This is a genomic window from Rhizobium sp. BK456 (genome assembly GCF_014194045.1).
GTDB classification, from domain to species: Bacteria; Pseudomonadota; Alphaproteobacteria; order Rhizobiales; family Rhizobiaceae; genus Rhizobium; species Rhizobium redzepovicii.
The window spans coordinates 963,004-979,673 of record NZ_JACIAO010000001.1 but is presented as its reverse complement, the minus strand read 5'-3'; the positions used below and the strand labels follow the sequence as shown (position 1 = coordinate 979,673).

The following is a 16,670-nucleotide window of genomic DNA, read 5'->3' as shown; positions in this document are numbered from 1 at the left end:
GGCTTTTCTGTAGCACATTAACCTGCTGCAATAGGCAGCTGCGTCATTTCGACGGCGCCGTTTTTCGTCGGAACAGGCCCTTCAGATTGTCGAACAGCTCGACCTTGACGCCCTGGCGCTTCATGATCACCGACTGCTGGATCACCGAGAGCGTGTTGTTCCAGGCCCAGTAGATGACCAGGCCGGCCGGGAAACTTGCCAGCATGAACATGAACACCAGCGGCATCCAGTTGAAGATCATCGCCTGCGTCGGATCGGGCGGGGTCGGGTTCATGCGCATCTGCAGGAACATGGTGACACCCATGATCAGCGGCCAGACGCCGAGATGCAGAATGGTCGGCGCTTCGAAGGGCAACAGGCCGAACAGATTGACGATCGTCGTCGGATCGGGGGCCGAAAGGTCCTTGATCCAGCCGAAGAACGGCGCGTGCCGCATCTCGATGGTGATGTAGATCACCTTGTAGAGCGAGAAGAAGATCGGGATCTGCAGCGCCACCGGCCAGCAGCCGGCGATCGGGTTGATCTTCTCTTCCTTGTAGAGCTGCATGGTCGCCTGCTGCAGCCCCATGCGGTCATCGGCGAATTTCGCCTTCAGCTCCTCCATCTTCGGCTGCATGCGCTTCATGTTCGCCATCGAAGCATATTGCTTGCTGGCGAGCGGGAAAAACAGCGCCTTGACGACGATGGTGGTGCACAGGATCGCCACGCCGAAATTGCCGAAGAAGCGATAGAAAAAGTCCATCAGCTTGAACATCGGCTTGGTGATGAAATAGAACCAACCCCAGTCGATCAGCCGGTCGAACTTCGGGATCGAATAGCTGGTCTCGTAGCCGTCGATGACGGGCACTTCCTTGGCGCCGGCGAAGACGAGGTTCTTGAGCTCGATCGACTGGCCGGGCGCAACGGTGAAGGCATCGTCCTTGTAGTCGGCCTGATAGCGCGGCTGGCCATCGGCAAAATGCGAGAAGCGTGCTTCATAGGCCGAGGTCTGCGGCGGAATGATCGTCGCGGCCCAGTATTTGTCGGTAATGCCGAGCCATCCGCCGGTGGATTTCGGCGGCATGACGGCTTCCTTCTCGGCGGCGGTATATTTGGTTTCGACGAGCCCGTCATCGCCGATGACGCCGATGAATCCTTCATGCAGCACGTAGACGGAGGGCGTCGTCGGCTTGTTGTAACGCGTCACACGGCCGTAGGAAGACAGTGATACGGGAGCCTGGCCGGTATTTTCGACCTTGTCGGCGACGGTGAACATGTAGCGTTCGTCGACGGAAATCGTCCGGGTAAAGGTCAGGCCCTTGTCGTTGGTGTAGGAAAGCGTCACCGGCGTCTTGTCGGTGAGCTTGGCGCCCTCGGGCGCCGTCCAGAGCGTCGAGGCGCCGGGAACGTTGCCCGTGGCGTCGCTGCCGATATAGCCGAGCTCGGTGAAGTAACCATCCTTGGTTTCCGCCGGGCTGAACAGGGTGATGGTCGGGCTCGAGTCGTCGACGGTCTCGTGATAGCCCTTGAGCTTCAGGTCGTCGAGCCGGGCGCCGGCGAGGTTGATCGAGCCGGAAAGCGCAGGCGTATCGATGACGACGCGCGGGTTCTTTGCCAGCGCCTGTTCCAGCGTTGCCGTGGCGACGGCCTGACCGGAAGGGGCGGTCCCACTCGTCGGGGCCGGCGCCGCGCCGTTGGCTGCGGGCTGCTGCACCTGTTCGGTCTTCTGCTGCGCCTTCTGGGCTTCCTGCGCCTTGCGCTGGGCCTCGATGCGCGGATTCATATAGAGAAACTGCCAGCCGAGGACGATCAGCACCGAGAGAGCGATCGCAATGAAGTAATTGCGGTTTTTTTCCATCATACGTTCCTGGGGCGTCCGTCTCCGGAGCGCCGGGGTTTCGGCCTGGTTTCCACGCGAAATTTCAGTTCCGCGGCCAATTCTTTGAAGGACGCCTCAAGCACGTCCCTGCGCGCGACAACCACATAGTCGTGTCCGGGCTGCATTGCAAACCCCGCATGAAGCCGCACCGCCTCTTTCAGGCGGCGGCGCATGCGGTTGCGTTCAACCGCGTTGCCATGTTTTTTGGTGACTGTAAATCCGACGCGGGCTTGGCTGTCGGGTTCCTTCCGGTCGAGGACTTCGAGAAGAAAGAGGCCGCCGCGGCGTTTTTCGCCCTCGCGCACGGCAAGAAACTGCGGGCGGCTTTTCAGCCGCCCGACAGCGTGTTTTTCTTTTTTGGTCGTCAATTCGCCCGCCATCTCTTTTCGGGCAACCCGGCCTTAAGCCGAAAGACGCTTGCGGCCCTGCGCGCGGCGGCCGGCGATGACCTTGCGGCCACCCTTGGTAGACATGCGCGCACGGAAGCCGTGGCGACGCTTGCGAACAAGCTTGGATGGTTGGTAGGTACGCTTCATTTATTTAAACACCGCGGAGTGCGGCCCTTCTTGAATTTGCATAATGCAAGGAGCGTTATTTTTCGAACGGGCGGGCCATAAAAGGCTGAGTGACCGGACGTGCGGCGGCTTATAGGGATGAAGCCGGTGAAAGTCAATTATACCGGATAATTTCGCTGCAAGCACCAACTCGGCAAGTATTTTCGCACTCCGGTATTAATAAATTCGATCTGCGCCGACTGGTTGTGATTTGTCGGCGCGGCAGACCGATCGCCCGGTTTTCAGGGCTTTGTGCGTCCCGGCCAGGGTCCACATGGATAATTTCCCCAGCCATAATCGTAAATAATGGAAATCTAACTTTAATAAATTTCGCCGATATTCAGGTCATCGGCTGGAATTTGCTTTCCAGGCAGTGGCGTACCTCAGGAGACAGCATTGAAGATCCGCGGCAAAATTAATCTGTTGGTATGCGTGATGGGCGCGGTGGCGCTTCTGATCGGCGCAACGGCGCTCTCGGCCATGCACGAATATAATCGCAACCTGACGGCTTACGAGCAGGCTGCCGCCCGCGCCTATGCCGGCGAACGCCTCAACCGCTTCGTCACGGCCGTGGTCATGGAAGCGCGCGGCATCTATGCGGCCAAGTCGATCAAGGACACGCCGAACTTCGCCAAGGGCCTGCTGGCCGGCCTCGACGAGATCGACAAGGTTATCGCGGGCTGGGCGCCGCTGGTTCCGGAAGACGAGAAGGGCGATTTCGCCAAGCTCGTCGCCCGCGCTGCGGAATTCCGCACCTTCCGTATGGAGACTGCCCGTCTCGGCACCGAAGTCGGCCCCGAGGCCGCCAGCGCCCAGGGCAACAATGACGCCAACCGCGCCAACCGCAAGGCGTTCCAAGCCGAAATCGACGCGGTCGTCGCCACCGACAAGGCAGCGCTCGAAACCGTCAATACCGAGATCGAAAGCTTCCGCACCTGGGTACTGATGCTCGTCCTCAGCATCACCGGCATCGGCATCGCGGTCGGCATCGGCATGGGCTTCTATATCGGCACCAGCCATCTGAGCCGCCCGATCAAGCGCGTCACCCGGGCGATCAATGAGGTCGCCAGCGGCAATTTCGAAGCCGAGGTTCCCTTTGCCGGACGCCAGGACGAAATCGGCGAGATGGCCGCCGCCGTTGCGGTCTTCAAGGCGAACGGCCTAGCCGTCAAGCGCCTGAACGCTCAGGAGGCGGCGATGCGCGCCAAGAGCGACGACCTGCAGTCGAGCATGTCCGTCGTCGTCGCCGCGGCTGCGGCCGGCGACTTCGGCCACCGCATCGACAAGGACTATGAGGACGAGAACCTCAACCAGTTCGCTGGCAACATCAACACGCTGCTGTCGAGCGTCGATGCCGGCATCGGCGAAACCCGCCGCGTCATCGCAAGCCTTGCCGAAGGCGATCTGACCCAGACGATGCGCGGCAGCTTCCAGGGCGCCTTCGCCGAGTTGCAGCAGAACGTCAACAATACCTTCGTCACCCTGCAGGCGACCATGCGCGAAGTGCGCGAGACGACGGAGGCCATGAACGGCAACACCGCCGAGCTGCGCAATGCCAGCGACGACCTGTCGAAACGCACCGAGCAGCAGGCGGCCGCCCTCGAACAGACATCGGCAGCGCTCGACCAGATTACTGCCGTCGTCCAGAACTCCACCGAGCGGGCGCATGAAGCAACCGTCATGGTCTCCGAAGCCAAGGACAAGTCTGGCGCTTCCGGGGTCGTCGTGCGCAACGCCGTCGAAGCCATGGGCCGCATCGAGCAGGCCTCGCGCGAAATCAGCCAAATCATCAATGTCATCGACGAGATCGCCTTCCAGACCAACCTGCTGGCGCTGAACGCCGGCGTCGAGGCGGCACGCGCCGGCGAGGCCGGAAAGGGCTTCGCAGTCGTCGCCCAGGAAGTGCGCGAACTCGCCCAGCGTTCGGCAACGGCCGCCAAGGACATCAAGGCGCTGATCACCAAGTCGGGCGACGAGGTCCAGGTCGGCGTCAAACTCGTCCAGGCGACCGGCGAGGCGCTCGCGGAAATCGGCACCCGCGTCATCGCCATCAACGATCATATCCATTCGATCGCCACGGCTGCCACCGAACAGTCGACCGGCCTCAAGGAAGTCAATACCGCCGTCAACCAGATGGACCAGGTGACCCAGCAGAATGCCGCGATGGTCGAAGAGACCTCCGCCGCCACGCACAGGCTTTCGGCCGAGGCCGGCGGACTGGTCCGCCTCATCTCCCGCTTCAGGCTGTCGGATGACGCGCCGGCACCGGTGGCGCTTGTCCGCAACGAGCCGCAAAGGCCGGTCGCCTCGCCCGCCCGCCGGGCGATCGCCAAGGTCGCCCGCGCCTTCGGCGGCAATACGGCCGCCGCCGAACAGAGCTGGGAAGAGTTCTGATCTGTTATCGATCATGCGCTTTGAAACGCCGCCTCCGGGCGGCGTTTCTTTGTGACGACATGACGCTGCTCGCAAAGATTTGAAAGCGGAGCCTTTTGGTCTAATATAAAGCTCCAACGGTGAAGGCGGCTGGAAGGTTGCCGATCGGGCGAGACAAAAATGCCGGTACAAGATCAGGGCGACAATCCTTCGGCCGAAACCCCCGCGACCGGCGAGACCGCAAGGGCGCCGTGCCCGTCTGCCGGTATGTTCGGCGGACTGTCGGGCAAGCTGCTCTGGCTGACTGTCTTCTTTATCATGCTCGCTGAAATCCTGATCTTCTTCCCCTCGGTCGCCAGCATGCGCATACGCTGGCTGGAGGACAGGCTGAACACGGCCGCTGCCGCCGCCATCGTCATCGATGGGCTGCAGCCGGTCGAGCTGCCGCGCGCGCTGCAGAAGGAGACGCTCGAGGCCACCGGCACCAAGGCAATCGTGCTGCGCAAGGATGGCACCTCGCGGCTCTTGGCGACGACCGATATGCCGACCTCCGTCGATGAAGCCTATGATCTCACCGACGTGCCGCCGGCAACGGCGATGCGCGATGCGCTTGACACCTTGATCTTCGGCGGCAGCCGGATGATCCGCGTCTACGGCCCGGTCGGCGACACCAATACCGGCGTCGAGGTGGTGATGAAGGACAGGCAGCTGCGCACCGCGATGTTTGCCTATTCCCGCAACGTTCTCCTGCTATCGGTGCTGATTTCGCTCTTCACCGCGACGCTGATCTTCTTTGCGATCAACCGCATCCTGATCGGCCCGATCCGCCGGCTGACCGGCAGCATGCAGCAATTCTCCTCCGATCCGGAAAACCCCGCGCATATTTATATCGGCGAGGGCGGCCGCGACGAACTGGCGGTTGCCGGCCGCAACCTCACCTCGATGCAGATGGAGCTGCAGAAGACGCTGAAGCAGCAGAAGAACCTCGCCGCTCTCGGCCTCGCCGTTTCCAAGATCAATCACGACATGCGCAATATCCTGGCCTCGGCGCAGCTGATGTCGGACCGGCTGGTCGATGTCGACGATCCGATGGTCAAGAGCTTCGCCCCGAAGCTCCTGCGCACCATCGACCGCGCCGTCGGCTATACCACCGAGGTGCTGTCCTACGGCAAGGCGAGCGAATCCGCCCCGCGCCGCCGCCATATCCCGCTTTTGGAACTCACCCAGGACGTCAAGGACATGCTGGCGATCGATCCGCAAAGCGGCATCGAATTCACCGAGCAGATCGGCGCCGATCTCAAGGTCGATGCCGATGGCGAGCAGCTGTTCCGGGTCATCCACAATCTCTGCCGCAACGCGCTGCAGGCGCTGACGGCGCCGGGCGAGGCTGCCCCTGGCGCCGTCAGGCGCATCACCGTCGCCGCCCAGCGCGTCGGCAGCGTCGTCAGCATCACTGTGGATGATACCGGCCCCGGCATGCCGCTGAAGGCGCGCCAGAACCTGTTTGCCGCCTTCCGCGGCTCCGCCCGCTCCGGCGGCACCGGCCTCGGCCTGACGATCGCCCGCGAGCTGGTGCTCGCCCATGGCGGCACGATCGCGCTGGTGGAAAAACCGACGGTGGGAACCCAGTTCCGCATCGAGATTCCCGATCGCCCGGTTTCGCTGGAGGATTACCGCAGCCGGACGCACCTTGAGAAGTGACCGGATTTCGAAAGCCGCGGCCGCAAATTATGAAACGCGCGATTTTTTCCGAAATGCTCTTGCATTGTCCCGAAGGACGCTTTAGAGGATCGCCCACGCAAGCGGCACCGCCGCAATTGCACGCACCCGTAGCTCAGCTGGATAGAGCACCAGACTACGAATCTGGGGGTCAGGAGTTCGAATCTCTTCGGGTGCGCCACTTCCTTTTTAGCAGCTTTAATTGCACTCAGTGCCGGATGGGCAACGTCATCTGACGTGGCTCTCTGATATTGTGCGTAACTGACCAGCATCTTTTCCTATGGTCCCATCGGAGGAACTGTGTCCGGTGGCAGTTGCCTGCGGAGGAAATTTGCCGTGACAATTTCAGAATTATTGACCGTCTCCAACCGACATCAGTTTCCCTTGCCGGATTTTCAGAACGGCGATGAAATAAGGTTTCCCGGCGCTTTGGTGTCGGCATTGCTTGATCGGTTCACAAAATCAGGAGACGCCGTCTTCGATCCCTTTGTCGGCTTAGGGACGACCTTCTTTGTCTGCGAGCAGAATGGCAGAATCCCTTATGGGATAGAAGCCGACCGGCAGAGATATGAATGGGTCAGGGAACGCATCACGACAAAGGATCATCTCTTCTGCGGTGATAGCGCGGGGCTGGCAGCCTTCGGCCTTCCCGAGATGGATTTCTGCATCACATCGCCACCATACATGCCCCATTGGCATAAATGGAACCCGCTTTACAACGGCGATCCCGATTATGACGGCTATGACGTTTATCTGAAACGCATGCAGGAAATATACGGCCAGATCTGCCAACGCATGAAGACGAATGCCTATCTTGTCGTTCAGGCCGATAATCTGACCAACGAAAAATTCTCCCCCCTTGCCTGGGATCTGGGAAGAGCTTTGTCAAAGGTCATGATGCTTGAAGGGGAAATTGTGGTGAATTGGTCTGAAGCGGTGGAAAGCGGCAACCGCTTCACCCAATGCCTCGTGTTCAAGAATACAGGCGGATGAAAAGTTCGCCGCGATAGCCGTTACAGTCTGTGCCCCAAGGCAGCCAAGCGAAAAACTATTGCTCGGCCGGGAAATCTCTTTCAAAGTCTTCCTTTTCTTTCTTGCCGTACGCGGATGAGTAATAGCCACTGCAAATCAGATATGAGCACTCATCCGGATCGCCCATTTCCCATCCCGGCAGGCAGGTAACCACGCGCTGGAATTTTTCGTTGCAAAGGCCGTGGTTTGCCAAGAGCCGCGGCTCATTTCCGAAATACGCGCTTATGGCTTTCTGGCGTGTCCATGCCGGAACGACTTTCCAATCCGCGGCGCCACCCTCAGCGCTCACATTGCCGGTCGCACAGAGCGACCAGTTGGAAATCACGACCGGCTGATCGCAGGGAAAGGCCTGGACGGCGCTTCCCAGCAGGATCGAAACCAAAGCCAGTAGCCGCTGGCCATAGACCATCGCGCCCTTCTTCCTCATGCCGACCTTTCGCATCCTGGCCTCCACCACCTTCAATTACCTGCCACCGTCTGACGGGATCAGGTGACCTCAAAAATGCCCTAAGATTTTTTTCCTAGTTCATGGAATGTTCTTACGCTAGATTGCTTGCCGTTGCAACCATGGAATGTTGAATTCCGGAGAATATTGTGGCGATTGGCAATGTCGGCGCCTGGTCTTTCCCTCCGCATCTGTGAAAAACGAGTTCTTCTGTCGTTTCTCGGAAGGAGGCGCTGGCGGCCAAGCTGAGGGGCTGATAGGGGAGTTCAACCCGCAGGACAAAAGCCGCCCCAGTGCCGGAAGCCGCCGGCTCGCGCCTCTCGGTGGAAGCATCAAGCCCAACAGCGTCCAAAATGCCTGGCCCTACTCCTTGATCGGGATTCCGGCTTCGATCGCAGCCTCGATGAAGGCCTGCCGCGCCTCTTCCCGGTTTCGTTTGCCCGACATGACATCCGCGCAAACCGCGCAGGCCCGATCCAGGGCCGGCCCCTCTTCGGTCGGCCAGTCTTCGATCAACGCCCATGTTGCCGCCTGGGTCGTCTGGATGACCACCCACTGATCCGGGCCTTCAAGGGCTAACGTCACCGGCTTCTTCCAAATGGTTTGCATGTCTCAGGACCTCCGCTGCGTGCTCTCTGCCGTCTCCTCACATAAGGCGGTTTATCCCGCGTGGCGAGGCGACGGCTAGAGCGAGATGTTTTTTTCAGCAAAGCCGACTGCAGGCTTATGCGGCGCCTCTTAGAAATCCTGGGCGAATTCGCACGCCAGCAATGTCTTGCCTTTGAAGGCATCCCCCTGGCGGGCGGCGATGGAAACTTTTCCAGGCCCGGCAAGTCCGGGCTCAGGCTGCTGATCGGCTGGAAGCTCGCGCGCATAGCCCTTGGTGGAGGTTCCAAGCAGGTCCGAGGTCTCCGGCTTCAACCCGTATTTTTTCGCCAGATCGTCAGCGCGTTGGCCCTCGACCAGAATTCCGACCGCATTGCTGGCAAAGAAAACCTCCGTCGACTTGAAGCCGTCGTGGCCGATCTGGCTCGGGATCTTGTAGATCGCTGCACCCAGCGACGACGTGTCCGGCTTGGCCAGAGCTTCCGCGGCATCATAGATTTCGGTTGCCGATGTTATCGAATAGGGCGGCTTGCAAAGGGCGGCATCGAAGAACTTTTCATTGGCCGAAGCGGCCAGGGCGTGTTCGGCCTGAAATGTCTGAAAAGCAACGAATAGCGAGATGGCAGCGGTGCGCATGAATTTGGCGTTATGCATGTGATATTTCCACGAGTTGGCAGTAGCGGGCCGCGTTCGATGATAAGTCCGGATGCTTAGGGGATTCGGAACGGCATTGCCACCTTAGGTTTAGCTTTCGGTCTTTTCGAAAGTGCCGCCAGATGTTTAATTGGAGATCGCTGTCCGGCTCGGATAGAGCGGCTCCGCTTGTCGAGACAGAGCATCACAGTCCCTACGACGGCGGGAGAGCCATGATCGCAGCCTATATCGACGAAATCATCATGTTTTGCGCAGGCCTGTGGATGACCTCGGTCGGCTTTGGTTATCTGCCGCTGCCCGGCTACTCCGCCAATCCGCCTTTGGTTCGTCACTTCAAGTGGATGGGGCCCATACTGCTCGTCATCGCCATCGTCCTGGCCGCCGCCTCATAGGGCTGGAGTGAACAAATGAACAATATGTTGGCTTGCCCATCGTGCGGATTGGACGAAACAGAATCGATTGTGCACTTCGGTTCGTACATTCTTCGATGCGCCGCCTGCGGCGAAGCAATCGTCGCGACATCATTCATGGCGATGCTCGAGTCGGATCACGCGTTTTCAGCCTTTGCCGATCCGGGGCCCGGAAAACACCTTGCGCCAGAGATGCTCATCGCTCGCGGACCGCTTCGGCAGATCGCAACGACAATCAGCGGCGCGGCGTCTAACGGAACGCTGATACGCCTGATCCCTGAACCCAAGGATTGAAATCCGACTTCGCGTCGGTTTATGGGTTTAGCCCAGCGACAGCCGCGCCGCGCACCAGTGCCATACCGCATCGACCGCCTTTCGCGGCGATGACGCGCGTTTGCGGATAAGGAAATAGTCCGGTTCGATCAGCGTCGTCGCATCCGTCACCTGCACCAGCCGCCCGGCCTCGAGATCCGCCGCCACGAACGCCCGGCAGGCCAAAGCGACGCCCTGGCCGGCGAGCGCGGCATCGAGGGCCAGCGTGGTGTGGTTGAACACCGCGCCCGGCAGCTTCTCGCGCGATCGCAGGATGAGCGGCCAGGGGCTGACCGCGTCATGCAGAAGCGGCAGCTTGCGAAGCGCATCGGCCGTCAGCGGAAGGGGTAGGCCCTTGACGAGGTATGGGCTGGCGACGGCGACCAGTTCCTGGCGGAACAGCAGCCTTGTTTCCAGCGAGGCTGGGAAGGGCCCGCGGGTCAGCCGCACCGCAATGTCCACCTGATCGCGGTCGAAGTCCGAGAGCGCCTCGGTGGCGACCGTTCGCAGTTCCACGTCGGGGAGGGCGGCTTTGAACTCGGCGAGACGCGGGATCAGCAGCTTGGCGGCGACCGTCGGGGTGACGCTGATCGTCACGGCGTCCGGCCGGGCGAGAAGCCGTCCGGTCGCCTCGCCGAGCGTGTCGAAGGCGCGGGTCACATCCGCCAGATAGGCTGCGCCTTGCGGGGTCAGAGCCAGACCGCGCGGCAGGCGTTGAAACAGCATCAGGCCGAGTTGATCCTCCAGCGCGCGGACCTGCTGCGCCACCGCACCCTGAGACACTCCCAGCTCCTCGGCGGCGGTGCGGAAATTCAACCTGCGGCCCGAGACCTCGAAGGCGCGGAGCGCATTCAGCGGCGGCAGCTTGCGGCGGGGTTGGACCATTGAGATTTCCGGAGGCTCTCCAGTAGATTTTCTACAGTCTGACACGTTTCTTTCTGAGGCGAAAGTCGGCGCTGTCTCTGGCATACTGCTTCGCAATTCAACGATTGGAGGCTTCGATGTCTAAAGAAAAAGTCGCTCTCATCACCGCAGGCGGTTCCGGCATGGGTGCTGCCGCCGCACGGAAGCTGGCTGCGGACGGCTATCGCATTGCGGTGCTCTCTTCGTCGGGCAAGGGCGAGGCGCTCGCCAAGGAATTGGGCGGTGTCGGCGTCACCGGCTCGAACCTGGTCAATGACGATGTGAAGCGGCTCGTCGATCTGGCGATGGAGAGATGGGGGCGGATCGATGCGCTGGTCAATTCCGCCGGCCATGGGCCGCGTGCGCCGATCCTCGAAATTACCGACGAGGATTGGCACAAGGGCATGGAGGTCTATTTCCTCAGCGCCGTGCGGCCGATCCGGCTGGTCGCGCCGATCATGGAGGCCCAGGGCGGCGGCGGCATCGTCAACATCTCGACGGCATGGGCCTTCGAGCCATCGGCGATGTTTCCCACTTCGGCCTTCGCCCGGGCGGGGCTGGCAAGCTTCACCAAGATTTTTGCCGACACCTATGCGGCGAAGAACATCCGCATGAACAATGTCCTGCCCGGCTGGATCGACAGCCTGCCGGCCACCGACGCGCGGCGCGACAGCGTGCCGATGGGCCGCTATGGCACAGCCGAGGAAATCGCCGCGACCGTCGCCTTCCTGCTCTCCGAGGGCGCCGGCTACATCACTGGCCAGAACATCCGCGTCGACGGCGGCATTACCCGTTCCGTCTGAGTCAGGCCATGGAAACAGATCATGAGGCCGTGCCGCCGAACCTCGCGGATATAGACGCGTCCGCATGGCGGGAGCTTGAAACGGCTGCGTCAAATCCGCAGTCGGGTTTCCGGTTCGTGAACCTCTGCTCGGTGGATTCAGAGGCGAGGCCGCAGGCGCGCATGGTGGTCTTGCGGCGCGCCGACGGGTCATTGCGGGTTCTGGAATTTCACACCGATAGCCGCAGCCCGAAATGGCGGGAGCTTTCGGCAAATCCCCATGTCGTAGTCCTCGGCTTCTGCCCGCAGACGCGGCTGCAGTTTCGCCTTCAGGGAACGGTCGAACTGTATGCCTCCGGCAGCGATCAGGCGAACGCCGCCTGGGACACGCTCTCCCCCTGGACGCGGACGACCTACACCGGCGGTCCGCCCGGCGACGAGTGTGGTTTTGACATGATCGATGAGGCGGTTCTACCAAAACCTGCGGATGAGGCGGAGGGAAAGCCGCACTTCGGCCTGCTGATCTTTCGCGCCCGCATGCTGGACTGGTTCCAGTTGCGCCGGCAGGGCAATCGAAGGGCGCTGTCGACCTATGACGAGACGGGCGCTCTTGCCGCCTGTCGATGGGTCAATCCATAATCTGGGAGGCCATGATATGGAATGGGCGCACCCTCATGGGCGCAGCCGGACGACGATCGAAGCTCCCGGAACCCTCAACTGTTCCGCCATCGCTTCCAGATCTTTTCCATCGGTGCCCGCCAGAACAATGTGGCCATCCATGATCGGCTCCCTCATCCAAGGTTCCATGACGACCTGGTCGTTGATCAGCAACTGCGTTTGCCGTCCCAATGCGGCTTGCGTGAAATCGCGGAATTTGGCGGTGCTTTCCGGCGTGAGCACGATAGTCAGCCCCCGGTCGTAAGAGATGGGAGACCGGGCGACCTCGGCGCTCTTCACCTCAAGCGAGACGGGCGCGATCGCTTCAGCCCCGTCTTTTTCCGTCGCCACCGCCGTCTCCTGCGATTCCGGCGACGAAGGCGGCGTGGAAAGCTCGTCCAGGATGCCCGGCCCGGCCTTGGCAGATGGCAGCGGCTCGACATGCAGATCGGGCGTCTGCAATACCTTGGCCGTCACCACGGGGGGGAGCGGCAAGCGCGCCGGCATGTCGTCCCGCAATATGTGGGTGTAGGTGCGCAGCGTAAATCCGCCTGTGGTCACGCTGACGATCTCGGTGGCTTCGACCGCCGAACCATCGTCCAGCGACACGACGAATTTGGCGCTTCGGGTCTTGCCGGCGCGTTTGATGGAAGCCAGCTGATCGGCGGTAAGGTTCTTTACCCGCTCGGGAAAGGCCGCCATCATCTTTGCCGTCGCCGGCTGCTGCGACTGACTCAACACTGCGGGATCGAATTCTTCCGAGAGGGAAAGAGTTGCCGTGTGGGAGGCAGCGTCGGTGGACTCAAGGGTCCAGGTCGACGCCACGGGGACATTGACGCCGCTATAATCCTCGATCCGCGACGCCGCCGCGGGCTGCCCGATCTGCATGACCTGATCCTGATAGAATTGTCCGGTCGCAAGCAGCTGCGCCTCCGGCACCAAGGCGGTGACGATCAGCAGCGGGTTTTGCTCTATCTTGCCGATGATACCATTGACCCGATTTTCCGCGGGCGCGGTCCCACCTGGTCCATTGGCGGCCATTTCCTGCATATGCGCCAGGATCCCATCGACGCCGAAGAGGTTGGTGGGAAAGCCGTTCAGGTCCGTTTCCAGCTCGAGCGTGCTGGTGCCATAGACTGCAAGGGAGTTCCGATAGAGCAGGTTCATCTGATAGCTGTCGGTAGGGCCAGCAGTGCCTTCCGGCAATTCGGCGTTGAGGGACCAGCGGGCCCGCATGCCGCTTTCATCCCGCGACAGAACCGTCATGCGCTGGCGAAATACGCCGCGCGCCGTCACCGCGGCACCTGGCTTGTCGAACCAGAACGACATATCGCTTTCGGTGGCTTTCTGAACGCTGTAGCCGCGCTCGGCGCCGGTCGCCGGCGCATAGCTGGGGATTGTGACGCCGTCATCGGACCACGCCGGACCGGAGAGCGTGACACAGACGCAAAACCAGACAAGTCTTCTCCAGTGCGGTGATTTCATGCTGGCTGGCCTCTGACATTCCTGCCGAGATCCTAGCAGGAAGGCCTCGGTGATATAAGATCAAAACTAAGAATATTTTCCTATCCTGTGGATCGTGCTTGCGATATGTTGCACGCAATTGCAACCATGGAATGCTGAATGTCGAGCAAATTTTTTCCCGTTGGCGAAATGATCGTCCGGACGAACTTCCGCTGTCGCCCGCAGAATTCCCGGCCTCGCAAGGTGGGAGTCTTGCCGAAGGATCGGCTGGCAACGAGGGTTAGGGGCTGATGGTGGAATTCAACCCGCGCGACAAGAGCCGAACCAGTGCCGGAAAGACGCGGGCGATGGTGCGAAAACATACCGCTCCGCCCGGCAGGAGCGATGACGGCAGCCTTCGCTGGCAATGGCTGACGATCCAGTTGCTGGAATCGCCGGCATTCACGACATTGAGCGCCAATGCCTGCCGCGCCTTCTTCCGCATCATCATCGAACACACCGCCCATGCCGCCTTGGAAAACGGCAAGCTTGTCGTGACCCATCCCCAGTTCGTGTCCTACGGCGTCACCGGCGAATATGTCGCCGATGCGCTTGATGAATTGGCATATAAGGGGCTGGTCAAAGTTCGCCGCGGCCGCGCAGGCAGCGGGGTCGCGCATCCCAACCGCTTCACCCTGACATTTGTCGGCGACCATGAAGGCGCGCCGGCCACCGACGAGTGGAAACAATGCACGGCCGATAGATGCCGGAAATGGTCCGAGACCGACCGCAAACTTGCCGCCGACAAACGCGGGCGCGTCGGCCGGAAGAAAAAAACGCCACTTCGGAATCCCGAAATCCCACCGCTTCGGCATCCCGAAATTCGCCGCGCTTCGTGAGCTATGACCCTCGGAAAATATTGAGGGATTTCAATGCCGCAGCCAATTTCGGGATTCCGAAGTGCTATATAGAGTTTGGTGGGGACGAAGGCACTTTGCCACGATCAGGAACTCCGTCTCCCGCCCGCCGATCCTTCCGGCCGAAACCGTGCGCAGCAGAAGGCCGAAGGCTTCATAGAGCCAATAAAGCGGAGGAATTCGGTCCTTGAGCGCATGCACCTGGGTCGACACATATTCGCCGACGAAGACGATATCCATGCCGAGTTCCTTCAGTGTCCCGGCGATCTCCGAATGCGATGCCTCTGCGGCGTGCTCGACGCGAAACGGGGCATAACCCGGTTTTCCCGCGTTTTTCTGCCGCAGCACGTAGCGGTAGAACAGGACGTGGGTCCACCAGGGCGTGAGGTCGGTGAAGATCCCTTTGGCCGAATTCAGGATCGGGCCCTTGACGAAGACCAGGCCACCGGGGGACAGGGTGTCGTGGGCTCTGAGCAAGGCGGCGCGCGGGCTTTCCAGATGCTCGAGTACGTCCCAAAAGACACAGGCGTCGAAGCGGCGGTCTCCGTAGTCGATGGTCTGCGCATCGCCGAGGATCCGCTCGCAAGCGTCCCGGTTCCTCTCGAGCTGCTCCTTCGAGATATCCAGCACCGTATATCTGGCGCCCTCCAAGGGAATATGGGTGCGAGAGCCGCCGCCAACCTCGAGAATATCCGTGTTGATCTTGCTGGAAAAGGCTGACCGCGCGTGTGACAGCGCATCGTTTACCCACGGCGAAGCCATAATCTTCCTCCCCAGGAGAGATTAGCGTCTGCGACTATAAGTAAGCATTAATATAACGTTTAAGCAATATTTAAACTTTCGATGCCGGTGTGCCTAAAGCGCGTCGCGTCAAACTTGATTCATGCGACGCGCTTTAGCTCTTTGTTTTCACGCATGTCGCTGCCGCAAAACCGCGGCACACTTTTGCGCGACATGCTTTAGTTTCGCGCAACCTTGCTGATGTACCCGCAGGTCTGATGAGTCTCAGAGGCGCTTCGGCCGGAGGATTGCATGATGGTGGGTATTTTTCGGGCTCTGGCGGTCCTTGCGATGATGACGGCGCTTGCCGGCTGCATCGACCATGCCAATGATCCGGTGCTCCTGGCGGTGGGCGTGCCGGTCAATCCGCCTGCTGTTGCGCACGGCATCTGCATGACCGATGGCAACGCCATGTATGACGAGGCGAGGAAGCAGTATCAGCTGCGGGCCCAGCTGACCGGCTATGCTCAGGCCGACGAGCTGGAGGCGGAAACGATAGCGCGCGCTGCGGCCCACCGGCAATATGTCGCCTGCCTCTCCGGCCAAGGCTACCGGACATTATACGCGAATTGAGAACAGAGAATTCAGATTTCCACCCTGGCGCCGTTTGAGCCCGTCTGCCGATCGCGACTTTTCACGTTTTTCGGCGCTTTGGTCACGCCGGATCGCCTGCAATCACGAGTTTTGGAAGCTGCATGTGAGCGAGGAACCAGGCAGCTGGAAAAGGCATTTTCATCAGGTAAATCCACGAAGGAGGGTTTATCATGAAGACGCTCAGACTGACCCCTTCCACCACGGTGCTCAGTGCCTTTCTTGCCCTCGCGTCGATCGCGCCGGCGCAGGCAGCACCTGTCCAGGCAGTTCGGCCGCCCGATCTCCAAGCCGTAAAAATGGTGCAATATAAACCACATGCCGGGTCCTGGCATGGATATCAGGGCTTTCGCACCGAGCGCCCCGGCACCCGCCGCCATTCCGACGGTTACTGGTATCCGCTTGCCGCCTTCGGCGTCGAAGCCGGCACCACGGGCTCCATCGTTCGCCAGCCGGTGAACAGACCGGCAGCCCCGGAAATGTGCAACCCTACGTTTTCCGGATCGATCGGTCCCGGCAGCATGCCTTGTGATAACGGCTATTGAGCCGGCAAATGAAAGAGGCGGCCCTGAGCCGCCTCTTTCTCGATCATGGGGCCGCTCACATATCCGTGACCTCCATTTTGGCGCCGTAGT

Annotated in this window: 19 protein-coding genes and 1 tRNA gene; 11 read left to right on the top strand and 9 right to left on the bottom strand. The window is 60.7% G+C overall.

Going from position 1 to position 16,670, the window contains the following annotated elements; translation table 11 throughout:
* Positions 1-43 precede the first annotated feature (43 nt).
* Genes yidC through rpmH form a run of 3 tightly spaced genes read right to left on the bottom strand, consistent with a single transcriptional unit; the run spans position 44 to position 2,394 of the window.
* Positions 44-1,837 (bottom strand): membrane protein insertase YidC, encoded by a 1,794-nt coding sequence (gene yidC / locus FHX03_RS05135; protein WP_097624694.1) that lies wholly within the window; start codon positions 1,835-1,837, stop codon positions 44-46.
* A complete protein-coding gene (rnpA, locus tag FHX03_RS05130) occupies positions 1,837-2,238 on the bottom strand; it encodes a ribonuclease P protein component (protein WP_003588909.1) in 402 nt (133 codons plus the stop codon). Before rnpA ends, yidC begins: the two co-directional genes overlap by 1 nt.
* Before the next feature lie 21 nt (positions 2,239-2,259).
* Positions 2,260-2,394, bottom strand: coding sequence for a 50S ribosomal protein L34 (gene rpmH, locus FHX03_RS05125; RefSeq protein ID WP_003570740.1), 135 nt, complete (start codon positions 2,392-2,394; stop codon positions 2,260-2,262).
* Between the two features lie 414 nt (positions 2,395-2,808).
* Here rpmH and FHX03_RS05120 point away from each other — a divergent pair, with 414 nt between their 5' ends.
* The 4 genes from FHX03_RS05120 (at position 2,809) to FHX03_RS05105 (ending at position 7,497) form a co-directional block, all read left to right on the top strand.
* Positions 2,809-4,806 carry a methyl-accepting chemotaxis protein gene (locus FHX03_RS05120; RefSeq protein WP_097624695.1) on the top strand — a complete coding sequence of 666 codons (1,998 nt, stop codon included), beginning with the start codon at positions 2,809-2,811 and terminating at the stop codon, positions 4,804-4,806.
* A 159-nt stretch (positions 4,807-4,965) separates the two neighbouring features.
* Positions 4,966-6,486 (top strand): ATP-binding protein, encoded by a 1,521-nt coding sequence (locus tag FHX03_RS05115; protein WP_097624696.1) that lies wholly within the window; start codon positions 4,966-4,968, stop codon positions 6,484-6,486.
* 122 nt (positions 6,487-6,608) lie between these two features.
* Positions 6,609-6,685: transfer RNA gene (locus tag FHX03_RS05110), tRNA-Arg, on the top strand.
* A 155-nt stretch (positions 6,686-6,840) separates the two neighbouring features.
* On the top strand, positions 6,841-7,497 hold the full coding sequence (locus FHX03_RS05105) for a DNA methyltransferase (protein ID WP_097624697.1): 657 nt from the start codon (positions 6,841-6,843) through the stop codon (positions 7,495-7,497).
* Between the two features lie 55 nt (positions 7,498-7,552).
* Here the strand turns inward: FHX03_RS05105 and FHX03_RS05100 are convergent, their stop codons facing one another.
* From FHX03_RS05100 to FHX03_RS05090, 3 genes are all read right to left on the bottom strand, one after another.
* Complete coding sequence (locus FHX03_RS05100) at positions 7,553-7,978, bottom strand: hypothetical protein (RefSeq protein WP_097624698.1); 426 nt, start codon at positions 7,976-7,978, stop codon at positions 7,553-7,555.
* 366 nt (positions 7,979-8,344) lie between these two features.
* Entirely contained in the window at positions 8,345-8,590 is a 246-nt protein-coding gene (locus tag FHX03_RS05095) for a DUF982 domain-containing protein (protein ID WP_025415228.1), read from the bottom strand.
* Positions 8,591-8,719: 129 nt separating this feature from the next.
* Positions 8,720-9,241 (bottom strand): hypothetical protein, encoded by a 522-nt coding sequence (locus tag FHX03_RS05090; RefSeq protein ID WP_097624699.1) that lies wholly within the window; start codon positions 9,239-9,241, stop codon positions 8,720-8,722.
* A 212-nt stretch (positions 9,242-9,453) separates the two neighbouring features.
* Between FHX03_RS05090 and FHX03_RS05085 the strand changes: the two genes are divergently transcribed.
* On the top strand, positions 9,454-9,633 hold the full coding sequence (locus FHX03_RS05085) for a hypothetical protein (RefSeq protein WP_097624700.1): 180 nt from the start codon (positions 9,454-9,456) through the stop codon (positions 9,631-9,633).
* 15 nt (positions 9,634-9,648) lie between these two features.
* Positions 9,649-9,945, top strand: coding sequence for a hypothetical protein (locus tag FHX03_RS05080; protein ID WP_183852811.1), 297 nt, complete (start codon positions 9,649-9,651; stop codon positions 9,943-9,945).
* A gap of 27 nt (positions 9,946-9,972) precedes the next feature.
* On the opposite strand, the gene FHX03_RS05075 is transcribed toward FHX03_RS05080, so the two are convergent.
* Positions 9,973-10,848, bottom strand: coding sequence for a LysR substrate-binding domain-containing protein (locus FHX03_RS05075; protein ID WP_183852809.1), 876 nt, complete (start codon positions 10,846-10,848; stop codon positions 9,973-9,975).
* 116 nt (positions 10,849-10,964) lie between these two features.
* Here FHX03_RS05075 and FHX03_RS05070 point away from each other — a divergent pair, with 116 nt between their 5' ends.
* Together FHX03_RS05070 and FHX03_RS05065 are read left to right on the top strand one after the other, a co-directional pair.
* Positions 10,965-11,669, top strand: a complete 705-nt coding sequence (locus FHX03_RS05070) for an SDR family oxidoreductase (protein ID WP_183852807.1) — start codon at positions 10,965-10,967, stop codon at positions 11,667-11,669.
* An 8-nt stretch (positions 11,670-11,677) separates the two neighbouring features.
* Positions 11,678-12,286, top strand: coding sequence for a pyridoxamine 5'-phosphate oxidase family protein (locus FHX03_RS05065; protein ID WP_183852805.1), 609 nt, complete (start codon positions 11,678-11,680; stop codon positions 12,284-12,286).
* A gap of 33 nt (positions 12,287-12,319) precedes the next feature.
* Here FHX03_RS05065 and FHX03_RS05060 read toward each other — a convergent pair whose 3' ends face one another.
* Positions 12,320-13,789, bottom strand: a complete 1,470-nt coding sequence (locus FHX03_RS05060) for a hypothetical protein (RefSeq protein WP_183852803.1) — start codon at positions 13,787-13,789, stop codon at positions 12,320-12,322.
* Positions 13,790-14,058: 269 nt separating this feature from the next.
* Here FHX03_RS05060 and FHX03_RS05055 point away from each other — a divergent pair, with 269 nt between their 5' ends.
* Positions 14,059-14,646, top strand: a complete 588-nt coding sequence (locus FHX03_RS05055; RefSeq protein ID WP_183852801.1) for a hypothetical protein — start codon at positions 14,059-14,061, stop codon at positions 14,644-14,646.
* A gap of 30 nt (positions 14,647-14,676) precedes the next feature.
* On the opposite strand, the gene FHX03_RS05050 is transcribed toward FHX03_RS05055, so the two are convergent.
* The gene (locus FHX03_RS05050) at positions 14,677-15,426 is read right to left on the bottom strand and encodes a class I SAM-dependent methyltransferase (protein WP_183779232.1); all 750 of its coding nucleotides are present in this window, start codon (positions 15,424-15,426) and stop codon (positions 14,677-14,679) included.
* Positions 15,427-15,696: 270 nt separating this feature from the next.
* Between FHX03_RS05050 and FHX03_RS05045 the strand changes: the two genes are divergently transcribed.
* Together FHX03_RS05045 and FHX03_RS05040 are read left to right on the top strand one after the other, a co-directional pair.
* Positions 15,697-16,017 (top strand): hypothetical protein, encoded by a 321-nt coding sequence (locus FHX03_RS05045; protein ID WP_097624708.1) that lies wholly within the window; start codon positions 15,697-15,699, stop codon positions 16,015-16,017.
* A 191-nt stretch (positions 16,018-16,208) separates the two neighbouring features.
* Positions 16,209-16,580 (top strand): cell surface protein, encoded by a 372-nt coding sequence (locus FHX03_RS05040; protein WP_183852799.1) that lies wholly within the window; start codon positions 16,209-16,211, stop codon positions 16,578-16,580.
* Positions 16,581-16,670 lie beyond the last annotated feature (90 nt).